The organism is Leifsonia virtsii, assembly GCF_030433675.1.
Lineage (GTDB): Bacteria > Actinomycetota > Actinomycetes > Actinomycetales > Microbacteriaceae > Leifsonia > Leifsonia virtsii.
This window is the reverse complement of sequence record NZ_JAROCB010000001.1, coordinates 1044344-1066940: the sequence shown is the minus strand read 5'-3', so window position 1 is coordinate 1066940 and position 22597 is coordinate 1044344. Positions and strand designations below refer to the sequence as shown.

Sequence of the window (22597 nt, the reverse complement as noted above, 5' to 3'; positions counted from 1 at the left end):
CGCATGGCGTCGCAGCCGCCCGAGCTCGGCGGCTTCCACTTCATCCGGCTGCTCGGGTCGGGCGGGTTCTCCGACGTGTTCCTCTACGAACAGGACCTGCCCCGGCGCAGCGTCGCCGTGAAGGTGCTGCTGACCGACGGCGTCGACGAGACCGCCCGCGCCCGCTTCGTCGCCGAGGCGAACGTGATGGCGCGGCTCTCCGCCCATCCCTACATCGTGACGATCTTCCACGCCGGCGTGGCGGGCGACGACCGGCCGTACCTGGTCATGGAGTACTGCTCCGGTCCTTCGCTCGCCGACCGGCTGAAGCGCGAGCGGATCGGCGTCGAGGATGCGCTTCGCACCGGCGTGAGGCTCTCGAGCGCAGTCGCGACCGCCCACGCGGCCGGCATCCTGCACCGCGACATCAAGCCGGCGAACGTGCTGACGAACGCCCTCGGCTGGCCCGCGCTCACCGACTTCGGCATCGCGTCGGCGCTGGAGGAGCTCCCGGTGCACACGACGACGCTGTCGGAGCTGCGCCGCGAGCCGTCGGACACCGCGACCTCCGGCAGCCGCAGCGTCGGGTTGAGCGTGCCGTGGTCGCCGCCGGAGATGTTCTCCGACGATCCCGACCCCGGTGTGCGAAGCGACATCTTCTCTCTCTCCGCGACCGTGTACACGCTGCTCGCCGGGCGCACGCCGTTCGAGGTGCCCGGCCGCTCCAACGGCACCCTCGACCTGATGGGACGCATCGAGCGCGGGATGATCACCCCGCTCGAGCGCACCGACGTGCCCGCCTCGCTCACCGCCGCGATGCGCCGAGGGATGGCCACCCGGCGGGAGGACCGCTACCAGTCGGCGGTGGACTTCGCGCGCGCCCTGCAGCGGGTCGAGCTCGAGCTGGGCCTCGCGCCCACCAGCATCGACGTCCCGAACCTGAGCCTGGGCGACGCCCGCCCGGCGCCGGCGGCCGACGGCGGCGGGGAGCAGGAGACGCGCGCGCGGTCGGTGGCGACGATCCGCGCCCAGGCGCCCGCGCCGGCGGCCCCGTCGTCACCCGCGCCGACGTCTGGGGAGTCGTCGTCTGCAACGTCGTCGCCTGCCGTCCGCGAAGCGACGGACGCGCCGTCCGCTCCTGCGCCTGAGCCGACGCGCGTCCGCGGTGTGGTGCCGGTGACACCCCGAGCGTCGGACGACGCCGCGGGCGTCCCCGAGCACACCGTGCTCCGGCAGCGCCCCACGCAGACCGAGCAGCACGACGACGAGGCGGCGACGGACGCGGAGGCCGCCCCGGCCCGCGACCCGCGCCGGCGGCTGCTCGGCTGGATCGGCGCCGGCGCCGCGGCCGTCATCGTGCTGGGCGTGGCGGCAGCCGTCCTGGCCGGCGTCCTCGCGCCCGCCCAGACCCCGGGCACCCCGCAGGCCGGGAACGGCGGAGGTGACGGAGACGGCGGCATCGCGGTCACCGTCGTGCCGCCTCCCGTGCTGGTCTCCGCGGTTCGGGCGCCGGACGGCACCAGTGCCACCTTCACCTGGAAGACGAAGGACCCGCGCAAGGACGACCGCTTCACCTGGCTGCAGGAGGGCACGACGAACGGGCCGGCCGTCGTCGACCAGCCCGCGGTCACGGTCACGGGCATCACGCCCGGTGCGCCGGTGTGCATCGACATCGCGACGGTGCGGGCCGGCCGCACGTCCGAGCAGCTGAAGGCGTGCGCCCCGTGAGCGTCGCGACGGAGGGCACCGCAGCCCCGCTCACCGTGGAGTACTGCGGCGAGCTGTACCGCGTCGAGCCCGACGCCGAGTTCGGCATCGGCCGCGAGGCCGAACTGACCATCGACGACAACCCCTACCTGCACCGCCGGTTCCTCACCGTCAGCCGCGACTTCGGGATGTGGTGGCTGAGCAACGTCGGCACCCTCCTGACCGCCACCGTGACCGACGCGACCGGGACGATGCAGGCCTGGCTCGCCCCCGGCGCCAAGCTGCCGATCGTGTTCCAGACCATGCACGTCATGTTCAGCGCGGGCGCGACGACCTACGACTTCACCATCACGAGCGACGAGGACTACTTCGACACCACCGTGAAGGTCGACTCCTCCGGCGGCTCGACGACCGTGCTCCCGGTCACGCTCACCACCAGCCAGCGGCAGCTCATCGTCGCGCTGGCGGAGGGCGTGCTGACGCAGGCGGTCCCGGGGCGCGGCACCATCCCGACCTCGGCGGAGGCCGCGGAGCGGCTGGGGTGGAGCATGACCACCTTCAACCGCAAGCTGGACAACGTGTGCGACAAGCTCGACAAGCTCGGGGTCGCCGGGCTGCGCGGCGGGCGGGGCAAGCTGGCGACGAACCGCCGCGCCCGGCTGGTGGAGTACGCGGTCACGACCCGCCTGGTCGGCGTCGAGGATCTGCCCCTCCTAGAGGGGGGTGCCGCGCGCCTTGACCAGGCTGCGGATCCAGTCGATGGTGGGGCGGACGACTGACGCGCCAGGTGCACCGCCGACCGGCACAGGCGCGTGGCCCGGCGGGAATGGGGAGTGCTCCCCATTCCACCCCTGCCGGGGGGTCGTGTTAGCGTTGACGCGTTTCCGGCCCGGGGGATATCAGGATTTTGGTTTCGATGAGTACGTGGTTCCGCGAACGCAAGACGGTCGCGATGATCACTGCACTCGCCGTCGTCGCCGGCGTTCCCCTCACCATCGCGGTGCTCCATAAGGGCTTCCCGGTCAACGCGGTCGACCTGGACACACGCGACGTCTGGGTGACCAACGGCGAGAAGCTGCTCGGAGGCCGCCTCAACCACCAGATCGACGAGCTGGATGCCGCGGTCACGGGCGCGAGCTCCGATCTGGACGTGCTGCAGGACGGCTCCTCGTACTTCCTGACCGACCTCCCGCACGGCACGGTCGACAAGATCGACCCGGCGTTCGTGTCGCTCGGCGGCCGCATCCAGGTGCCGCAGAACTCCCAGGTGGGCTACGGCGACAACACCCTCTCGGTGCTCTCGCCGGACGGATCCCTCTGGGTGCTCGACGCCTCCGGCCGGCTCGACTTCGACCGCTCCAAGACGAAGCCGGTCGCGAAGCTCGGCCAGGGCGCGAAGCTGGCGGTGGCGAAATCCGGGATGACGTTCGCGGTCGCGCCCAAGGGCAAGCGCCTCGTCACGGTCGAGCGTCCGGGTGCGTCCCCGCAGACCCGGGACTTCCCGGTGCCCGGTGCCTTCCAGCTGAGCGCGGTCGGCGACCAGCCGGTCGTGCTCGACACGCAGCGCAACCGCCTCCTGTCCGGCGACGGGAAGGCGATCGACCTGCCCGCGAAGGGCGTCCGGCTGCAGCAGCCCGGCCAGGACGACGGCGCTGCGCTCGTGGCGACGGCGAGCAGCCTGCTCAGCGTGCCGCTCGGCGGCGGGACGGTCACCTCGACTCCGGCCGGAGCGACCTCCGACGGAGGCACCCGCGCGGTCTCGGCGCCGGTGCGCCTCGGCTCGTGCTCCTACGGCGCCTGGTCGGGCTCCGCCCGCTATCTCTACGCCTGCGACGGCAAGAAGCCCGTCGCGCTCGACATCGACCAGCCGGTCAAGGGCGACGACCTGGAGTTCCGCGTCAACCACGACGTCATCGCCCTCAACAACCTGCGCGACGGCAACGCCTGGGTCGTCTCGTCGAACATGCGGCTGGTGCAGAACTGGGCGCAGCTGAAGCCCAACGACACGACCGTTCAGGGCGACACCGGCGAGGAGAAGCCGGTCGTGCAGTCGTTCGCGGACACCCTCGCGCAGCGTACCGCGGTGAACCGGCCGCCGATCGCGGTGAACGACAGCTACGGCGTCCGTCCCGGCCGCTCGACGGTGCTGCACGTGCTGTCGAACGACACCGATCCCGACGGCGACGTGCTCACCATCTCCGACGTGTCGGCGATCCCCGCCGACCAGGGCGTGCTGCAGCCGGTCGAGGGCGGCCGCGCGCTGCAGTTCACCCCGAAGGAGGGCCTCTCCGGCACCATCTCCTTCCGGTACTCCGTGGAGGACGGCCGCGGGGGCACCGCCTCCGCCCAGGTGGATGCGACCCTCAAGCAGCCGCAGGAGAACACGGCTCCCGCCTCCACGCGGTCGAGCACCGCCCAGACCGAGGTCGGGCAGTCGGTCACCTACAACGTGCTGAACGACTGGGCCGACCCCGACGGCGACGACCTGAGCCTGGTCGCCGCGACGGCGACGACCGAGGACGACGTGCGGTTCAAACCGAACGGCGACGTCACGTTCACCAGCAAGACCGGCCAGGCCGGCTCGAAGGAGGTGCGGGTCACCGTCTCCGACGGCCGCGCGTCGACGACAGGCAGCCTGATCGTGACCGTGAAGCCCGCCGGCACCCTGGACCCGGTCGCGGTCACCGACTTCGGCGACGGCTTCACCGGCCGCCCGGTTGTGCTGCATCCGCTCGACAACGACCAGTCTCCCTCGGGCGAGCCACTGACCCTGGTCGGGGCGAACCTCGACGAGGGGAGCGGGGGCGCGCAGGTCACGGCCGACACCACGCGCAGCACGATCACCGTCAAGAGCAACTCGCCCGGGGCGTACTACGTCGTGTACACGCTCGGCGCCGGCCCGAAGACGACGACGGGCCTGGCCCGTGTCGACATCGCGGCGCAGGGGGCGAGCGATGCTCCGCCGATCGCGGTGACCGACAAGGCGTACGTTCGGCCGGGCGAGCCGACCTCCGTCGCCGTGCTCGACAACGACGTGTCGCCATCGGGCCGGGTGCTCGCGGTGCGCTCGGTCACAATCGGCAAGGGCGCGGAGGACCTCAACGTGGAGGTGCTCGACAACGCCGTCGTGAAGATCACCGCCCCGACCGTCCTCACCCAGCAGGTGCAGCTCAGCTACGTGGTCTCCGACGGCATCGGGGAGGCGACGGCGGGCATCACCGTCGTCCCGGTCCCGCCGCTCGTGCAGCATCAGCCGCCGATCGCGGTCGACGACCAGGTGCCCGTGCGCGCAGGCGACGTGGCGACCGTCAGCGTGCTCGCCAACGACTACTCGCCCGACAACGCGCCCTTCACGCTCGACCCCCAGCTGCGCGACACGAGCGCGGCGGGGGACGGCGCGACCGCGTTCGTCAGCGGGGAGACCGTCCGCTACCAGGCGCCGACCGCGCCGGGCCAGTACAGCGTCGTCTACGGCATCACCGACAAGTACGGGCAGAAGGCGCAGGCGACCGTGACCTTCGTCGTCGGGGCGCCCGACAAGGGCTCCGACCGCGCACCGCAGCCGCAGCCGTTGACGGTCCGGGCGTTCGCCGGGTCGTCCGTCCCCGTGGAGGTGCCGCTCGACGGCATCGACCCGGACGGCGACTCCGTCACGCTGTCGGGCCTCGCCACGCAGCCCACGCTGGGGCGTATCTCCGACTCGACCAGCCGGTCGTTCACGTACGAGGCGTATCCGGACTCGGCGGGCACCGACACGTTCACGTACCAGGTGAAGGACACCTACGGGAAGGCCGCGACCGGCACGGTCTCGATCGCCGTCATCCCGCGCCCGGGCCAGGTGCGGCCGCCGATCGCCGTCAACGACCCGGTGCAGGTGAAGCCGGGCCGGACCATCGCCGTTCCGGTGCTCGACAACGACTCCGACCCCAACGGCTACGCGATCGCCCTGCAGCGCAAGCTCCTACAGGTCGACGACGGGCTGAAGGCGTCCGTCCACGGCAAGATCGTGCTGGTCACGGCACCCAAGACCGAGGGCTCGTTCGTCGTGCGCTACCAGATCACGAACGGCCAGGGCGGTGTCTCCAGCGCCTTCATCCAGGTGACCGTGACGCCCAACGCCAAGGACGTGCCGCCGACCGCGATCGATCACGTGCTGGAGCCCGACGAGGTCGCGGACAAGACCGCGGTGAAGGTGGACGCGGTCAAGGGCGCCACCAACCCGTCCGGTCTGCCCGACGACCTGAAGGTGGACGTGACCGGCCCGAACGCGTCGCTCGCCGACGTCGGGCAGGACGGCACGGTGACCGTGAAGCCGGGAGAGCGCCGCGTCGCCATCGCGTACCGGCTCACCGATCCGGTAACGGGCCTCACCGGGACCGCGTTCATCGTGGTGCCGCCGAAGGGCGACGCGACCGCGCCGCCGCGGATCAAGGACGGGCTGCCGCAGCAGATCGTGCAGGCGGACGGCTCCAAGAGCTGGAAGCTCTCCGACATCCTGACCGTGCCGTCGGGACGCGGCGTCAAGCTCACCGGCGCCTCCGGCGTCAGCGCGACGAACAGCTCCGGAGGGTCGCCCTACGGCGACGACCAGACGCTCACCTTCACCGCTGCGAAGGGCTACCGGGGGCCGGCCGCGATCACGTTCAAGGTGAACGACGGCCGTGAGGCGGGCCAGGACTCCGACCGGGTGACCACCCTCGTGCTGCCGATCACGGTCGGCGAGCCCGACCAGTCGGACGTCGCCCCGACCTTCACCTCGCCGAGCGAGAAGATCGAGCCGGGGGAGGCTCCGCTGACGGTCGACCTGCGGGCGTCGAGCTTCCACCCCAACCCGGCGATCCTCAACGCCCTCACCTACACGGGCGGCACCTCGCCGAACCCGAAGATCCAGTCGTCGCTGAGCGGATCGACCCTCACGCTGTCGGCGCCGCTCGGCGCCCAGGCGGGGGAGACCGCGTCGATCCCGGTCACCATCAGCTCCGGCACGCACACCATCCAGGGCACCGTCAACGTGCAGGTGGTCAGCTCCAGCCGCCCGGTGGCGACGCAGAAGAACCCGCCGCAGAAGAGCGAGGTGAAGCGCGGCAACACGGCCACGATCGACGGCGCCTCCAGCGACGCGCAATGGGTCAACCCGTTCCCCGGCCAGCCGCTCACGATCGTCGACGCGACGGCGCAGACCGCGCCGTCGGGCGTGACGGTCACGCACACCGGCTCGTCGATCAGCGTGAGCGCGGCCTCGGGCGCCGCGATCGGGACGGTCAACGTGATCTACCACGTGGAGGATGCCACCAAGGACCCGAAGCGGACGGCGGCGGCCGTGGGCCAGTTGCAGGTGACCATCCACGACGTGCCGTCGAAGCCGGCCGCGCCGTCGAACGCGAAGGCGAGCGACGGCCAGGCGACGGTCACGATCAAGGCTCCGGCCGACAACGGCAAGCCGATCGACCAGTACAGGGTCAGCGGCGGCCCGCAGGATGTCACGACGTCGAGCATCGGGACCGTGACGATCACCGGGCTGACGAACGGCAAGTCGTACTCGTTCACGGTCGCCGCCCACAACGCGGACGGCTGGTCCGAGACATCCGCGCCGAGCCAGAGCGTGACCCCGTACGGCACGCCGACGCGCGTGAGCGGGGCGAGCATCCGCAGCAGCGGCAACGCGCCGAGCGACCTGACGATGAGCTGGGACGCACTGTCCGACCCGAGCGGCACCGGCGGCGGCAAGGCCACCTACCACTACAGCCTCAACGGCGGGCCGTGGCAGAGCACGACGGGCACGAGCGCGACGGCGTCGAACAAGGGCGCGGGGACCTACTCGTTCCAGATCTACGCGACCAACGCCGGGGGGAACAAGGGACCGACCGTCACCTCCAACTCCGTCCAGGTGAACGACCCGCCGCCGCCGTCGCCGTCGATCGACCTGAACAAGGGCGACCTGAAGCCGGGATATGTCCACAGCTACACATACGACGTGACTCTCCACAACTTCCCGAAGAACCAGACGTTCTCGATGCAGGTGCACTGCAATGGAGGGACGTTGTCGAACAAGTCGATCTCGACCGACGGGAGCGGCTACGGCCACTACCGCGGCAACCCGAACAGCAACCTCGATCCGTGGTGCGGGTACCCGGGCTCGTACGTGGTCGTGAACGGCGTGCAGAGCAGCGTCCAGGACTGGTCCAAGTGAGAAACAGGGAGAAGCAGCAGTGGCAGTGACACAGGAACAGGCGGACTGGTTCGCCGGAGCGTTCGCGCAGCTGGTGGCGAACGTCGACAAGGCGATCCTCGGCAAGGAGCACAGCATCCGCCTGGTCATCACCGCGATGCTCTCCGGCGGCCACGTGCTGCTCGAGGACGTGCCCGGCACGGGCAAGACGGTGCTTGCGAAGGCGCTCGCCAACACCATCGAGGGCACCCAGTCGCGCATCCAGTTCACGCCCGACCTGCTGCCCTCCGACGTCACCGGCGTGACCATCTACGACCAGTCGAGCGGGCGGTTCGAGTTCCACCCGGGCCCGATCTTCGCCTCGGTGGTGCTGGCCGACGAGATCAACCGCGCCAGCCCGAAGACGCAGTCCGCGCTGCTCGAGGTCATGGAGGAGGGTGTGGTCACGGTCGACGGCGTTGGGCACCCGGTGGGGACGCCGTTCGTCGTCATCGCCACCCAGAACCCGGTGGAGCAGGCGGGCACCTATTCGCTGCCGGAGGCGCAGCTCGACCGCTTCCTGATCAAGACCTCGCTCGGCTACCCGGACCACGCGACCACCGTCGACCTGCTGCTCGACTCGTCCAACCGGTCGCGGGCGTCGTCGGTGCGGCCGATCATCGCGGCCGACTCGGTGTCGACGCTCGCCCAGCTGGCGTCGGAGGTGCACACCGACGCGAGTGTCATGGGGTACCTCAGCGAGATCGTCACGGCGACGCGCGACGACCGCGACGCCGCGCTCGGCGTCAGCATCCGCGGCGCTCTCGCACTCGCCCGCGCGGCCAAGACGTGGGCCATCGCCGCGGGCCGCACCTTCGTGACGCCGGACGACGTGCGCGACCTCGCCCAGCCGGTGCTCGCCCACCGGGTGATCGTCGACCCCGAGTCGGAGTTCGCGGGCGTGACCGCCACCGACATCGTGGAACGGGCGGTCGCCTCGGCGAACCCGCCCGCGTACCGCGCGGCCTGAGTCCCGCCCTTCCCCCTCTGCCGACCCCGACCGACAGGACCACCCGATGACCACCGACAGCCCCGTCCGCGGACGGCGCAGGCGCTTGTCCGCCGCCGACCAGGCGCGCATCGCGGCCGGTCTCGTCGGGGGCGCCGTGGCGGGAGCGTCCCGTCGCCTCGGTGCGCGGGTCGCGCCCGTCGGCAGGACCGTCCTCGGCCGCGTCGCGCCGGTCGTGCGCGTGGTGAGCACCCTGGGCTGGATCGTGCTCGCCTCCGCCGTCGTGTCGGTCGTGCTCGCCGTGTGGCTCGGGTGGGCGGAGTTCGCCTTCATCGCCGCGACGCTGATCGCCGCGCTGCTGATCGCGGCCGCCTTCGTCTTCGGCCGGTCCACCTACCGGGTCGGCATCGAGCTCAACCCGCGGCGTGTCGTCGCCGGAGACCGGGCGCTCGGCCGCCTCACGGTCGCCAACAGCGGCTCGCGGCCGGTCCTCCCGACCCGGATGGAGCTCCCCGTCGGCGACGGCCAGGCCGACTTCACCATCCCGCGACTCGCCCCGGGGGCCGAGACGGAGGAGCTGTTCGCCGTGCCGACCGCCCGGCGCGCCCTCATCCTCGCCGGACCCGCGCTGTCGGTGCGCGGCGACCAGCTCGGCCTGCTTCGCCGCACCCACCGCTGGACGGACCAGATCGAGCTGTTCGTGCATCCCAAGACGGTGCGGCTCGCCGCCACGGCGCGTGGCCTCGTGCGCGACCTCGAGGGCCAGACCACCAAGGTCATCACCGACAGCGACCTGGCCTTCCACGCGCTCCGCACCTACGAGCCGGGCGACGACATCCGCAACGTCCATTGGCGGACGTCGGCGCGTACCGGGCAGCTGATGGTGCGGCAGTACCAGGAGACCCGGCGCTCCCAGCTCCTGCTGGCGTTCGACGCGGAGCGCTCGCACTTCGCCTCCGACGAGGAATTCGAGCTCGGCGTCTCCGTCCTGGCGTCGGTCGGCTGCCAGGTGATCCGCGAGGAGACCGAGATCCGCGCCCTCTGGCAGGGCGGCCCGATGCGTGTCACCACTCCGACGGCCCTGCTCGACGACTCCTGCCGCATCCAGCCGGTGGAGGGGGCGAACCCGACTCTGCGCGAGTTCCTGCGGCAGGCGACCCTGCGCATCGCGGCGCCCAGCCTCGCCGTGACGGTCGTCGGCTCGCAGGTCGATCCGGCCGAGCTGCGCGGCGCGGCGGCGCTCTGGGGCCTCGACACCGAGACCATCGTCATCCGCGTGGACGAGGCGGCCGAGCCGCGCCTGACCCGCCTCGGGCGGTCCATGCTCCTCACCGTGTCCGCCCTGCCGGAGCTTCCGGCCCTCCTGAAGCGGGCCGGGCGATGACCGCCGCGACGGGAGCGGCCGGGGGGAGCGGGTCGACAGGGGCGACCGGCCGCCGCGCGTCCTCCGCCGCCGCCTCACCGCTGTTCGACCGGCTGAGCGCCACCACCTGGATCGACGTGGCCGTGCTGACCGCCCTGAGCCTCGTGGCCGTCGCGGGCTTCGAGCCGGCGTTCGGCCACTACGCCTTCGCCGCGGCCGCTGTCGGCGGAATCGTGGTCGGCGGGGGAGTCGCCCTGCTCGGAAGGCTGTTCCGGCTCTCCTGGCCGCTCACGGTCGTGATCGCCCTCGCCGCCTACTTCCTGCTCGGGACGCCGCTGGCGCTTCCCGGTCAGGCGCTGTACGGCGTGCTCCCGACCCTCGACAGCCTCTCCGGGCTCGTCCTGGGGGCGGTGTTCGGCTGGTCGGACGCGGTGACGCTGCAGGCCCCGCTCGAGGCGCCGCCGTACGTCGCCGTCGTGCCGTACGTCGCGGGCTGGCTGGTCTCGCTCGTCTCGGTGACGCTCGCGGTCCGCTGGCTGCCGCGGCTGCGGCACCGCTCCGCCGGCCGGGCCGCCGTGCTGCTGGCCGGTCCCGCCGCTCTGCTGCTCGCAGCGATCCTGCTCGGCACGCGCGACCCGTTCTTCGCGGGGGTCCGCGGCGTGCTGTTCGCGGCCGTCGCGCTCGTCTGGCTCTCCTGGCGTCGCGGGCGCTTCGCCCGCGACCGGGTCGAGACCGACGCCGGGGTGCGGCGCAGACGCCTCCTCGGCGGCGCGGCCGTCATCCTCGGCGCGGTCGCCGTGGGCGCGCTGGCCGGCTCGCTGCTCGCACCGCCCGCCGCCTCCCGCTTCGTCGTGCGCGACCAGATCACGCCTCCGTTCGACCCGCTCGACTACCCGAGCCCGCTCGCCGGCTTCCGCAAGTACACGAAAGACCTGCAGAAGACCAAGCTGTTCACCGTCACCGGCCTGAAGCAGGGCCAGGTCGTGCGGCTGGCCACGATGGACAGCTACGACGGCATCATCTGGTCGGTCGCCGCTCCGGGGACCGACACGGACGCGTCCGGAGCGTTCGAGCTCCTCGGCAGCACCATCCCGAGGCCTCCGCTCTTCACCGCGGGCGGCACGTCGACCGCGTCCATCGACGTGCTCGGTTACTCCGACGTGTGGCTCCCCACCCTCGGCTACACCAGCACGCTGACCTTCGACTCCTTCCAGGGCCAGGACCCGCGGAGCACCGTCCGCGTCAACACCGCCACCGGGACGGCGGCCGTCACCAGCGGTGTGCGTGACGGCCTCTCGTACACGGTCGGCGCGACCGCGCAGAAGGTGCCGAACGACCGCTCGCTCGCGAAGGTGCCTCCCGCGAAGCTCACGCTTCCGCCGGTCACCAACGTCCCGGACGTGGTGTCGGCCAAGGCCGAGGAGTACGCGGGATCGGCGGACACCGCGATCCAGAAGCTCCGGAACATCGAGCGCTCCCTGAAGTCGCTCGGCTACCTCAGCCACGGGCGGGCGTCGGACCCGGTGCCCTCCCGCGCCGGCGAGGGCGCGGACAGGATGACGGACCTCCTCTCCGAGTCGCCCATGGTCGGCGACCAGGAGCAGTACGCCAGCGCCTTCGCGCTCATGGCCCGCCGGCTCGGCTACCCGACCCGCGTCGTGATGGGCTTCGCGCCGAAGGTGACCGGAAGCACCACCACGGTCACCGGCGACGATGTGACGGCGTGGGACGAGGTCGCCTTCGAGGGCGTCGGCTGGGTGCCGTTCTTCCCGACGCCCACGAAGACGGACGCGCCGAAGAACCAGACGACCAAGCCGAAGCTCGAGCCCCAGCCGCAGGTGCGGCAGCCCCCGCCCGCCGACCCGCGCGCCGACGACCTGCTCACCCCGGTCAAGACCAAGGACAACGACCCGAAGGGCAAGGCGTCCACGTTCCAGCTGCCGGCCTGGGCCTGGGTCGTGCTCGGTGTCGTCGGCATCCCGCTCATCGCGTACTTCGTGCCCCTGCTCCTGATCGCCGCCCTGAAGAGGCGTCGACGGAAACGGCGGGAGACGACCGGACCTCCGGACCGCCGGGCGGCCGGAGCGTGGGATGAGCTCACCGACGGGTACGCGGAACTGGGGCTGACGCCGCCGGAGCGGGCGACGCGGCTGCAGACGGCCTCCGCGCTGGCGCAGCAGTCGGCGGCGCAGAACCTCCCGGTTCCCGGCGACACCCTCCAGGACCTCGCACGGCACGTCGACGCCGCCGTCTTCGACGGGAGCGTGGTCACCGAGGAGCGCATCGAGCACGCCTGGACCACCGCGGACGAGACCCTGGCCGAGGCGACGAAGGCCGCAGGCCCGCTCCGCGCCCGCCTGGCGGCGTTCCGCTACCGGCGCGCCCGCCGGTAGCGGCGTCCCGCCGCCGGCGTCCGTATAGTGGGCGGCATGGACGACAGCGGATTCATCGTCCCGCCACCCGGGCTCATCCCGTCCCGGCCGCCGGCGGACGCGGGACCGGGGGAGCACCCGCCCGCGACGGTGCGTCCTCTCCCGACCTTCACGCCGCCCGCCGGACCCGCGGGTCCCGCAGCTCCCGTCCGGCCGGTCTGGCGACTGCTGCTTCCGGGCGGGCGCAGCGTCCCGCTCACCCGGCCGGTGCTGCTCGGCCGCAATCCGTCCCCCTCCGCCCACGCCGGCGACGCGGACGCGATCGCGCTGGAGGACCCGACCTCGACGGTGTCCAAGACCCACGCCGTGCTCGTGCCCGACGGTGACGTGCTTCGGGTGACCGACCTGTACTCCACCAACGGCGTCGTGATCGGCGGCGAGCGTGTCCCGCCGGGCGTGGAGACCGAGGTCCCCGCGGGGTCCGAACTGCGGCTGGGCGACCTGCGCGTCCACGTCGAGCTCGCCTGACGCCGGGCCGCCGGGCTCGGGTGATACCCTTTCACTCGTGTACGCGGGTCTTCTCCTCCTTAGCCGCCGCGGCGAGTCCTAGTCTCAGGCCACCCTCGCCGCGGAGTCCGTCGACGGCTGATCCGTTCACACGCTAAGGAGTTCGTAAGAGAATGAGCACCCCGATTTCCCAGAATCCGGCCGGTCCGCTGACCCTGGCCGAGAAGGTCTGGAACGACCACCTGGTCGCCAAGGGCGAGGACGGCTCGCCCGACCTCATCTACATCGACCTGCACCTGGTGCACGAGGTGACCAGCCCGCAGGCCTTCGACGGCCTGCGCATGGCCGGCCGTCCCGTCCGCCGCCCCGATCTCACGATCGCGACGGAGGACCACAACACGCCGACGATCGGCATCGACAAGCCGATCGCCGACCTCACCAGCCGCACCCAGATCGAGACGCTCCGGCGGAACGCGGAGGAGTTCGGCATCCGCCTGCACTCCCTCGGCGACGTCGAGCAGGGCATCGTCCACGTCGTCGGGCCGCAGCTCGGCCTCACCATGCCGGGCATCACCGTCGTCTGCGGCGACTCGCACACCTCCACGCACGGCGCCTTCGGCGCGATGGCGTTCGGCATCGGCACCAGCGAGGTGGAGCACGTGCTCGCCACGCAGACGCTGCCGCTCAAGCCGTTCAAGACGATGGCGATCACCGTCGAGGGCGAGCTGCGGCCCGGCGTGACCGCGAAGGACATCATCCTCGCCGTCATCGCCAAGATCGGCACAGGCGGCGGCCAGGGCTACGTGCTCGAGTACCGCGGCAGCGCCATCCGCTCGCTCTCGATGGAGGGCCGGATGACGATCTGCAACATGTCGATCGAGGCGGGCGCGCGCGCCGGCATGGTCGCACCGGACGAGACCACGTTCGCCTACCTCAAGGGCCGCCCGCACGCGCCGGAGGGCGCCGACTGGGACGAGGCGGTCGCCTACTGGAAGACCCTGCAGACCGACGACGACGCGGTGTTCGACGCCGAGGTGTACCTCGACGCGGCCGACATCGAGCCCTTCGTCACCTGGGGCACCAACCCGGGCCAGGGCGTCTCGCTGAGCGAGCCCGTCCCCGACCCCGCCGCCATCGCCGACCCCAACCAGCGGGCCGCCGCAGAGCGGGCGCTGGAGTACATGGACCTCGCCCCCGGCACTCCGATGAAGAGCATCCCGGTGGACGCCGTGTTCATGGGCTCCTGCACCAACAGCCGCATCGAGGACCTCCGCGCCTTCGCCTCCATCATCAAGGGGCGCAAGAAGGCGGACGGCGTCCGTGTGATGGTCGTCCCCGGCTCGGCGCGTGTGCGCATCGAGGCCGAGGCGGAGGGCATCGACAAGATCGTCGAGGAGTTCGGCGCCGAGTGGCGCTTCGCCGGCTGCTCGATGTGCCTCGGCATGAACCCGGACCAGCTGGCGCCGGGGGAGCGCTGCGCCTCCACCTCGAACCGCAACTTCGAGGGACGCCAGGGCAAGGGCGGCCGGACGCACCTGGTCTCACCGCTCGTGGCGGCCGCGACGGCGATCCGCGGAACGCTGTCCAGCCCGTGGGACCTGGAGCACGAAGGCGACGACACGCCGCACGATGGCGGCACGGACACCCGGATCGGGGAGAAGGTGGGCGCCTGATGGAGAAGTTCGAGACCGTGACAGGGACGGCCGTGCCGTTCCGCCGCTCCAATGTGGACACCGACCAGATCATCCCTGCGGTGTTCCTCAAGCGCGTCACCAAGACGGGCTTCGACGACGCGCTCTTCCACGCGTGGCGCCAGGACCCCGACTTCATCCTCAACCGTCCCGAGTACCAGGGGGCGACCGTGCTCGTCGCGGGCCCCGATTTCGGCACGGGTTCGTCACGCGAACATGCGGTGTGGGCGCTGCGCGACTACGGTTTCCGCGTCGTGCTGAGCCCCCGGTTCGCCGACATCTTCCGGGGGAACTCGGGCAAGCAGGGGCTGCTCACCGGCGTCGTCTCCGAAGAGGACGCCGAGCGGCTCTGGGAGGCGATCGAGGCGCAGCCGGGAATAGCGGCGACCGTCGATCTGGTTGCCAAGACTGCGACCGTCGGTGAGGTCCAGGTGTCTTTCGACATCGACGACTACACTCGCTGGCGTTTGCTCGAAGGGCTGGACGACATCGCCCTGACCCTGCGCGATGAGGCGCGCATCTCAGAATACGAATCGGGCCGCGCGAGCTGGCGGCCCACGACCCTCCCGGTGAAACTTTGAACTCACTTCTTCAGGACGCACAGGCAGCAGGAGCCCGCGTGGGCCTCAAGGGCGACCGCATCACGATCAACGGCGGCCGCCCGCTTCAGGGCCGCATCGAGGTCCGCGGGGCCAAGAACTTCGTCACCAAGGCCATGGTCGCGGCCATCCTCGGTGAAAGCCCGAGCGTCCTCCGGAACGTGCCGGACATCTCCGACGTCCGCGTGGTGCGCGGCCTGCTGGAGGTGCACGGCGTCAAGGTGACCGACGGAGCGGAGGAGGGCGAGCTGCTCCTCGACCCGAGCGCGGTCGAGTCGGCCCACATGGCCGACATCGACGCGCACGCGGGCTCGAGCCGCATCCCGATCCTGTTCTGCGGGCCGCTGCTGCACCGCCTGGGCGAGGCGTTCATCCCCGACCTCGGCGGCTGCCGCATCGGCGACCGTCCGATCGACTACCACCTCGAGGTGCTGCGCAAGTTCGGCGCCGTCGTCGACAAGCTGCCGAGCGGCATCCGCATCACGGCTCCGACCCGCCTCAAGGGCGCGAAGCTGGAGCTCCCGTACCCGAGCGTCGGCGCCACCGAGCAGGTGCTCCTCACCGCTGTGCGGGCCGAGGGCATCACGGAGCTCAAGGGCGCGGCGATCGAGCCGGAGATCATGGATCTCATCAACGTCCTCCAGAAGATGGGCGCGATCATCTCGGTCGACACCGACCGCGTGATCCGCATCGAGGGCGTCGACAAGCTCGTCGGCTACACCCACACCGCGCTCTTCGACCGCAATGAGGCCGCGAGCTGGGCCGCGGCCGCGCTCGCGACCGGCGGCGACATCTACGTGGGCGGCGCACGCCAGCCCGAGATGCTGACCTTCCTCAACGTCTTCCGCAAGGTCGGCGGCGCGTTCGAGATCCACGACGACGGCATCCGGTTCTACCACCCGGGCGGGCCGCTCAAGCCGGTCATCATCGAGACCGACGTGCACCCCGGCTTCATGACGGACTGGCAGCAGCCGCTCGTCGTCGCCCTCGCCAAGGCGGAGGGCGTGTCGATCGTGCACGAGACCGTCTACGAGCAGCGGTTCGGGTTCACCGAGGCGCTGAACGACATGGGCGCGAAGATCCAGGTGCACAAGGAGTGCCTGGGCGGGCACCCCTGCCGCTTCGGTCAGCGCAACTTCAACCACTCGGCGGTCATCATGGGCCCCACCGAGCTGAAGGGCGCCGACATCGAGGTCCCGGACCTGCGCGGCGGCTTCAGCCACCTCATCGCGGCCCTGACGGCCGAGGGCCGCTCGACCGTGAGCAACGTGGGCATCATCAGCCGCGGCTACGAGAACTTCATCACCAAGCTGGAGCTGCTCGGCGCCGACTTCGTCCTCGAGGGCTGAACGCGACTTATCCACAGATCGCTCCGTGTCTCACCCGTGATACAGTCCCTTCATGGAGACTGTCAGCGTGAGAGATCTACGCAACCACGGCGGCGACATCCTCGACAGGGTGGCCCGCGGAGAACACCTGACCATCACGCGTGACGGGGCGGCGGTGGCCGAGCTGTCGCCACTGTCGCCTCCGGGGCGCGCCCTGTCCGTGCTGCTGGAGGCTCGGCGTGCGATCCCGGCGGTCGACCCGCGTACGCTGCTCGCCGACATCGACGAGATCGTCGACCAGTCATGGTGATGCAGCCCGGCCTGCTCGACACGTCGACGCTGATCCTGCTGGGCCGGGTCGCCGACCCGGCCCAGCTTCCCGACATCCCGTCGATCAGCGCGGTCACCCTCGCCGAGCTGACGGTCGGCCCGCTGGTCGCCCGCTCGGCCGAGGAGCGGGCGGCGCGTCAGGCGCACCTGCAGCTGGCCGAGGCCGACTTCGACCCGATCCCGTTCGACTCGGCCGCCGCCCGTGCCTTCGGCCGGGTCGCCCAATCGCTGCGCGACGCGGGCCGAAAGCAGTCCGCGCGGGCGTTCGACGCCCTCATCGCGGCGACGGCGATCTCGCGCGATCTGCCGCTGCACACCTGCAACCCGTCCGACTTCGACGGCATCCCCGAGCTCGACCTTCGGCCGGTCTCTGTGGTCGGCCGGCCGGCGTGACCTCGCGCGTATGCGCCGTGCACCATCCCGGGTCGCGGATAATGGGACGGTGCCCGATTCGAACCCGCCCGTGAAGAAGCAGCGATCCGAGAAGAGCCGTCCGTCGGTGTTCTGGGTGCTGGCGGCCCTCGTGATCCCGATCGGGTCGCTGCTCGCCCGGTTCCGGGTGGTGGACGCCGACAAGCTCCCGCGCACCGGCGCCTTCATCCTGACGCCCAACCACTACAGCGAGATCGACCCCGTGATGATGGGGATGGTCTCCTGGAAGCTCGGCCGGCTGCCGCGGTTCCTCGCCAAGGAGAGCCTGTTCACGGTCCCGGTCCTCGGCTGGTTCCTGCGCCGGTCCGGCCAGGTGCCGGTCGCCCGCGGCGGCAGCGCCCGCGGCGCCGCGCCCCTCGACGCCGCGCGCAAGATCGCGGAGGAGGGCCGGATCGTCATCATCTACCCGGAGGGCTCGCTGACCCGCGACCCCGACATGTGGCCGATGCGCGGCAAGACGGGTGCGGCCCGCATGGCACTGGAGACCGGCCTCCCGGTGATCCCGATCGCCCACTGGGGCACCCAGCAGGTCATGGCGCGGTACTCCAAGAAGATCAGCTGGTTCCCGCGCAAGACCATCGACGTGAAGGTCGGCGACCCCGTCGACCTCTCGGCGTTCCGGGACCGCCCGCTCGACAACACGACCCTCACCGAGGCGACAGGGGTGATCATGGACGCGATCACCCGCCTCCTGGAGGATCTGCGCGGTGAGAAGGCCCCCGCGGAGCGGTGGGACCCCACGCAGCACAACCAGAAGGAGACCGGACGCTTCGATGGCTAAGGCAGTGAAGGCTCCCGTCGCGCGTCCCCGCCGTATCGCCGTTCTCGGCGCGGGCAGCTGGGGCACGACGTTCGCGAAGATCCTCGCCGACGGCGGCTCCGACGTCGTCCTGTGGGCCCGGCGTCCGGAGCTGGCGCGCGAGATCAACGAGGTCAAGCGCAACAGCGACTACCTGGAGGGCATCAACCTCCCGCGCAACCTGCGTGCGACCCCCCGGCTCGGCGAGGCGATGCGGGACGCGGAGCAGGTCTTCGTGTCGATCCCGAGTCAGACCCTCCGCTCGAACCTCGAGGCGATGATCCCGTTCCTCGGGCCGGAGACGATCGTCGTCAGCCTGATGAAGGGCGTCGAGAAGGGCACCGGCCTGCGGATGAGCGAGGTGATCGCCCAGGGCCTCCCGATCGAGCAGGAGCGCATCGCGGTCGCCTCGGGGCCGAACCTGGCGCTCGAGATCGCCCGGGAGCAGCCGACGGCGGCGGTCGTGTCCTCGGCGAGCCTGGAGACCGCGCAGGCTGTCGCGATCTCCGCGACGAACCGCTACTTCCGCAGCTTCGTCAACACCGACGTCATCGGCACCGAGTTCGGCGGCGTGCTCAAGAACCTGATCGCCGTCGCCATCGGCATCGTCGACGGCGTCGGCTACGGCGAGAACACGAAGGCGTCGATCATCACGCGCGGGCTGGTCGAGATGACCGACTTCGCGGTGGCGTACGGCGCACAGCCGGAGACGCTGTCCGGGCTCGCCGGCCTCGGCGATCTCATCGCCACCTGCGAATCGCCGCTCAGCCGCAACAACACCGCCGGGCGCCTGCTCGGGCAGGGCTACGGCTTCCACGACGTCGTGAAGCAGATGAACCAGACGGCGGAGGGTCTCGCCTCCGTCGCGCCCATCCTGAGCCTCGCCGAGGCGCGCGGGGTGGACATGCCGATCGTCCGTCAGGTGAGCCAGGTGCTCGCCGGTACGCTCGATCCGAAAGACATCGCTCCGCATCTCACGACGGATTCGGACGAGCCGCAGGGCGAAAGGACAACGGATGACGGACAAGGTCACGGTCGCACTTCTGTTTGGGGGTCGCTCAAGCGAGCATTCGATCAGCTGCGCGACGGCGGCCGGCGTCCTTGAGGCGATCGACCGCGACCGCTACGACGTCATCCCGGTCGGGATCACGCACGAGGGCGCGTTCACGCTGCAGCCGGACGACGCGGCGCGTTTCGCGCTGAACGCCGAGCACCTCCCCGAGGTCGAGGACAACGGCACGCGTGTGCTGTGGCCGGACAGCGTCGCCACGCGCGAGCTGACGGTGGTGGACGCCGACGGCGCCCGCCGGTCGCTCGGAGAGGTCGACATCGTGTTCCCGATCCTGCACGGACCGTGGGGCGAGGACGGCACGCTGCAGGGCCTGCTCGAGCTCGTCGGCCTCCCGTACGTCGGGAGCGGCGTGCTGGCGAGCGCGCTCGGCATGGACAAGCACTTCACGAAGACCGTGCTGCAGCAGGCGGGCATCCCGGTCGCGCCCTGGCTCACGGTGACCGCGTACGAGTGGGGGCAGGATGCGGACGCGGTCCGCGAGGCCGCCGCCGGTCTCGGGCTGCCCGCGTTCGTGAAGCCCGCCCGGGCCGGATCGAGCGTCGGCGTCACCAAGGTGAAGGACTGGTCGGAACTCGACGCCGCGATGGAGACCGCCCTGGCCGAGGACGACCGGGTGCTCATCGAGTCGATGGTGACCGGCCGCGAGGTCGAGATCGCCGTGCTCGGGGGCCGCCCGGGTGAGCCGGCGCGGGCGTCGGTCGCCGGGGAGATCGTGGTCAGCGGCCGCGACTTCTACGACTTCGCAGCGAAGTACCTCGACGCTCCCGGCATCGACCTGGTCTGCCCGGCCGACCTCACCGAGACGCAGCTGGCCGAGATGGCCGACCTGGCGATCCGCGGCTTCGACGCGATCGGGGGAGAGGGCCTCGCGCGCGTCGACTTCTTCCTGACCGACGGCGGCTTCGTCATCAACGAGATCAACACCATGCCCGGCTTCACGCCGATCTCGATGTTCCCGCGCTGCTGGCAGGAGAGCGGGCTTCCGTATCCCGCCCTGATCGACGAGCTCATCCAGGTGGCCCTGGCGCGCGCCGCCGCCTGACGGCCGGGGCTACGGGCTCGGCGTCGCCGTCGGGTCGGTGTCGAGCGTGGAGAGGCACTTCTGCGTCTGCTTCACGGTCGAGATCGCGCTCGCGAACTCGGGCAGCACCGACGAGTCGGAGACCCCGGAGACGTGGTCGATGATCACCTCGGTCGCCGGCGTCCGCCCGAACGTCTGGTAGACGATCGTCTTGGCGGCTGGGTCTGTCATCAGCACCCAGTCGACCCCGTTGACGTTGACACACGGCTTCGTCGTGGCGCCGATCGGGGGCACGCCGCAGCGCAGGATCACCGCGGCCGGGTCGCCCCAGGCACCGGTCGCCTGCGCGTCGGTCTCCCGCTTCGCCTTGTCGGCGACCGAGTCCGGCAGGCGCACGCTGATCTCGGCGCAGCCGGGGGCGTTGGCGTTCGCGGCGGGGTCGAGCGACACGGTCGGGGCGCACCCCGCGAGCAGGACGGCGGCGGAGGCGAGCAGGACGACCGGGAGGGCGCGACGGGACTTCATCGGTTTCAGGCTACCGTTTCAGTTCATGGGAATCTCTGGGAGCGACGGGTCCGGCCTCACCATCGGCGAGGCGTCGGAGCGGGAGGCGCTGCGGCGCATCTTCCCCCGGCTCCCGGAGTCGCGCGCCACCCTGGTCGGCCCGGGGGATGACGCCGCCGTGCTCGCCGCCCCGGACGGGCGGTTCGTGGTGACGACGGACATGATGGTGCACGGCCCGGACTTCCGGCTCGCCTGGTCGGGCCCGGAGGATCTCGGCTGGAAGGCCGCGGTGACGAACCTCTCCGACGTCGCCGCGATGGGCGCCGTCCCGACGGCGCTCGTGGTGGCGATCGCCGCGCCCCCGGAGACCGAGGTGGCGTGGCTGGAGTCGGTCGCTGACGGTTTCCGGCTGGCGTGCGAGGCGCTGCAGCCGGGGTGCGGCGTCGTCGGCGGCGACCTCTCCGTGTCGGCCACGCTGACCTTCGCGGTGACCGCGTTCGGCGACCTGGAGGGCCGCTCGCCGGTCCTCCGCAGCGGAGCACGCCCGGGCGACGTCGTCGCCGTGTCCGGGCCACTCGGAGCGGCGGCGGCCGGCCTCGGCCTGCTGTTCGCCGAGGCAGTGGATGAGGCCGGCGAGCCCGACGCGGACCGCTTCGCCGCCGTCGTCGCCGAGCATCCCGAGCTCGTCGGCGCCCAGTTGCGCCCGCGTCCCCCGATCGCGGACGGCCCGCTGGCAGCGGAGGCCGGTGCGACCGCGATGCTCGACCTGAGCGACGGGCTGGCCCTCGACGCGCGGCGGGTCGCCGAGGCGAGCGGCGTCGCCATCGACTTGGACACGTCCACCCTCGGCCCGGACGTGCGCACCGCGCTGAGCGGCGGAGAGGACCACGGCCTGCTCGCCGCCTTCCCGCCCGGCACCGCCCTCCCCGGCGGCTTCCGCCGGGTCGGCGAGGTCCGCGCAGGCGACGGCGTCCTCCTCATCGACGGCCGCCCCTTCACCGACCGCGGCGGCTGGGACCCGTACCAGGACTGGTCCGGCCGCGCCGGCTGACCCCCAACCATCGAGTCCGCGAAAGCTCCACGCCCGCGCGGCGTGTCGCGTGCACTCTTCGAGGATTCGATGGAGGTCGGCGGGTCAGGACGCGGGTGTGAGCCAGTGGATGGCGGTCTCGCCGTAGGGCTTGTGGCGGGCCAGGGCGAGGCTCGCGGGCAGCGTGGGGGCGGGGGTGCGGGTGCTGCGCTCGACGCAGACCTCGGCGTCGTCGGAGAGCAGCGGGACGAGGGCGGTGAGCACCGCGAGCAGCTCCGCGTCGCCGACGTCGTACGGCGGGTCGAGGAAGACGACGTCGAAGGGACCGGCCGCGCCGGACAGATAGCTCTGGGCGCTGGTCGCGCGCACCTCGATCGCCGGGGGCGCGACCTTCGCGGAGCGGGCGGCGGCGGTCACCGCGGCGGCGTTGCGGCGGCAGACCTGCGCGGCCGCCGGGCTCTTCTCGACCAGGACCACCGACGACGCTCCGCGGCTGGCCGCCTCGAGCCCCAGCGCCCCGGAGCCGGCATACAGGTCGAGCACGCGGGCGCCGTGCACCGCATCCCGCGCGTCCAGGGCCGAGAAGATCGCCTCGCGCACCCGGTCGCTGGTGGGCCGGGTTCCACTCTTGGGAACCTGCAGGGTCAGCGAGCCGGCGAAGCCGGAGACGATTCGGGTCATTGCCCTCCGAGCCTAGCCTCGGGGA

18 protein-coding genes are annotated in these 22597 nt (G+C 71.6%); 16 read left to right on the top strand and 2 right to left on the bottom strand.

Annotation, left to right across the window (positions count from 1 at the left end; all coding sequences use genetic code 11):
* The first annotated feature begins 3 nt into the window (after window positions 1–3).
* From P5G59_RS05145 to P5G59_RS05075, 15 genes are all read left to right on the top strand, one after another.
* On the top strand, window positions 4–1707 hold the full coding sequence (locus tag P5G59_RS05145; RefSeq protein WP_301216639.1) for a serine/threonine-protein kinase: 1704 nt from the start codon (window positions 4–6) through the stop codon (window positions 1705–1707).
* On the top strand, window positions 1704–2465 hold the full coding sequence (locus P5G59_RS05140; RefSeq protein WP_301216637.1) for an FHA domain-containing protein: 762 nt from the start codon (window positions 1704–1706) through the stop codon (window positions 2463–2465). Before P5G59_RS05145 ends, P5G59_RS05140 begins: the two co-directional genes overlap by 4 nt.
* Window positions 2466–2602: 137 nt before the next feature.
* Complete coding sequence (locus P5G59_RS05135; protein ID WP_301216635.1) at window positions 2603–7876, top strand: Ig-like domain-containing protein; 5274 nt, start codon at window positions 2603–2605, stop codon at window positions 7874–7876.
* A 25-nt stretch (window positions 7877–7901) separates the two neighbouring features.
* Complete coding sequence (locus P5G59_RS05130) at window positions 7902–8864, top strand: AAA family ATPase (protein WP_301216633.1); 963 nt, start codon at window positions 7902–7904, stop codon at window positions 8862–8864.
* 46 nt (window positions 8865–8910) lie between these two features.
* Entirely contained in the window at window positions 8911–10227 is a 1317-nt protein-coding gene (locus P5G59_RS05125; RefSeq protein ID WP_301216631.1) for a DUF58 domain-containing protein, read from the top strand.
* Window positions 10224–12599 carry a transglutaminase-like domain-containing protein gene (locus P5G59_RS05120; protein ID WP_301216629.1) on the top strand — a complete coding sequence of 792 codons (2376 nt, stop codon included), beginning with the start codon at window positions 10224–10226 and terminating at the stop codon, window positions 12597–12599. The genes P5G59_RS05125 and P5G59_RS05120 overlap by 4 nt, the downstream gene beginning before the upstream one ends.
* 36 nt (window positions 12600–12635) lie before the next feature.
* Complete coding sequence (locus tag P5G59_RS05115; protein ID WP_301216627.1) at window positions 12636–13106, top strand: FHA domain-containing protein; 471 nt, start codon at window positions 12636–12638, stop codon at window positions 13104–13106.
* A 152-nt stretch (window positions 13107–13258) separates the two neighbouring features.
* Entirely contained in the window at window positions 13259–14758 is a 1500-nt protein-coding gene (leuC, locus tag P5G59_RS05110) for a 3-isopropylmalate dehydratase large subunit (protein WP_301216625.1), read from the top strand.
* Complete coding sequence (leuD, locus tag P5G59_RS05105) at window positions 14758–15357, top strand: 3-isopropylmalate dehydratase small subunit (RefSeq protein ID WP_175339022.1); 600 nt, start codon at window positions 14758–14760, stop codon at window positions 15355–15357. The genes leuC and leuD overlap by 1 nt, the downstream gene beginning before the upstream one ends.
* A gap of 38 nt (window positions 15358–15395) precedes the next feature.
* Window positions 15396–16724: a UDP-N-acetylglucosamine 1-carboxyvinyltransferase gene (gene murA, locus P5G59_RS05100; RefSeq protein ID WP_301216622.1), complete on the top strand. Its 1329-nt coding sequence runs from the start codon at window positions 15396–15398 to the stop codon at window positions 16722–16724.
* A gap of 52 nt (window positions 16725–16776) precedes the next feature.
* The gene (locus P5G59_RS05095) at window positions 16777–17013 is read left to right on the top strand and encodes a type II toxin-antitoxin system Phd/YefM family antitoxin (protein WP_301216620.1); all 237 of its coding nucleotides are present in this window, start codon (window positions 16777–16779) and stop codon (window positions 17011–17013) included.
* On the top strand, window positions 17007–17426 hold the full coding sequence (locus tag P5G59_RS05090; RefSeq protein WP_301216618.1) for a type II toxin-antitoxin system VapC family toxin: 420 nt from the start codon (window positions 17007–17009) through the stop codon (window positions 17424–17426). Before P5G59_RS05095 ends, P5G59_RS05090 begins: the two co-directional genes overlap by 7 nt.
* A 10-nt stretch (window positions 17427–17436) precedes the next feature.
* Window positions 17437–18246 (top strand): lysophospholipid acyltransferase family protein, encoded by an 810-nt coding sequence (locus P5G59_RS05085; protein WP_435871236.1) that lies wholly within the window; start codon window positions 17437–17439, stop codon window positions 18244–18246.
* On the top strand, window positions 18239–19369 hold the full coding sequence (locus tag P5G59_RS05080; protein ID WP_301216616.1) for an NAD(P)H-dependent glycerol-3-phosphate dehydrogenase: 1131 nt from the start codon (window positions 18239–18241) through the stop codon (window positions 19367–19369). Before P5G59_RS05085 ends, P5G59_RS05080 begins: the two co-directional genes overlap by 8 nt.
* Complete coding sequence (locus P5G59_RS05075) at window positions 19281–20378, top strand: D-alanine--D-alanine ligase family protein (protein ID WP_301216614.1); 1098 nt, start codon at window positions 19281–19283, stop codon at window positions 20376–20378. Before P5G59_RS05080 ends, P5G59_RS05075 begins: the two co-directional genes overlap by 89 nt.
* Before the next feature lie 9 nt (window positions 20379–20387).
* Here P5G59_RS05075 and P5G59_RS05070 read toward each other — a convergent pair whose 3' ends face one another.
* Entirely contained in the window at window positions 20388–20882 is a 495-nt protein-coding gene (locus tag P5G59_RS05070) for a DUF3515 family protein (protein ID WP_301216613.1), read from the bottom strand.
* 25 nt (window positions 20883–20907) lie between these two features.
* On the opposite strand from P5G59_RS05070, the gene thiL reads away from it, so the two are divergent.
* Entirely contained in the window at window positions 20908–21912 is a 1005-nt protein-coding gene (gene thiL / locus P5G59_RS05065) for a thiamine-phosphate kinase (RefSeq protein ID WP_301216611.1), read from the top strand.
* 84 nt (window positions 21913–21996) lie between these two features.
* On the opposite strand, the gene rsmD is transcribed toward thiL, so the two are convergent.
* Entirely contained in the window at window positions 21997–22572 is a 576-nt protein-coding gene (rsmD, locus tag P5G59_RS05060; RefSeq protein ID WP_301216609.1) for a 16S rRNA (guanine(966)-N(2))-methyltransferase RsmD, read from the bottom strand.
* Between the last annotated feature and the right edge of the window lie 25 nt (window positions 22573–22597).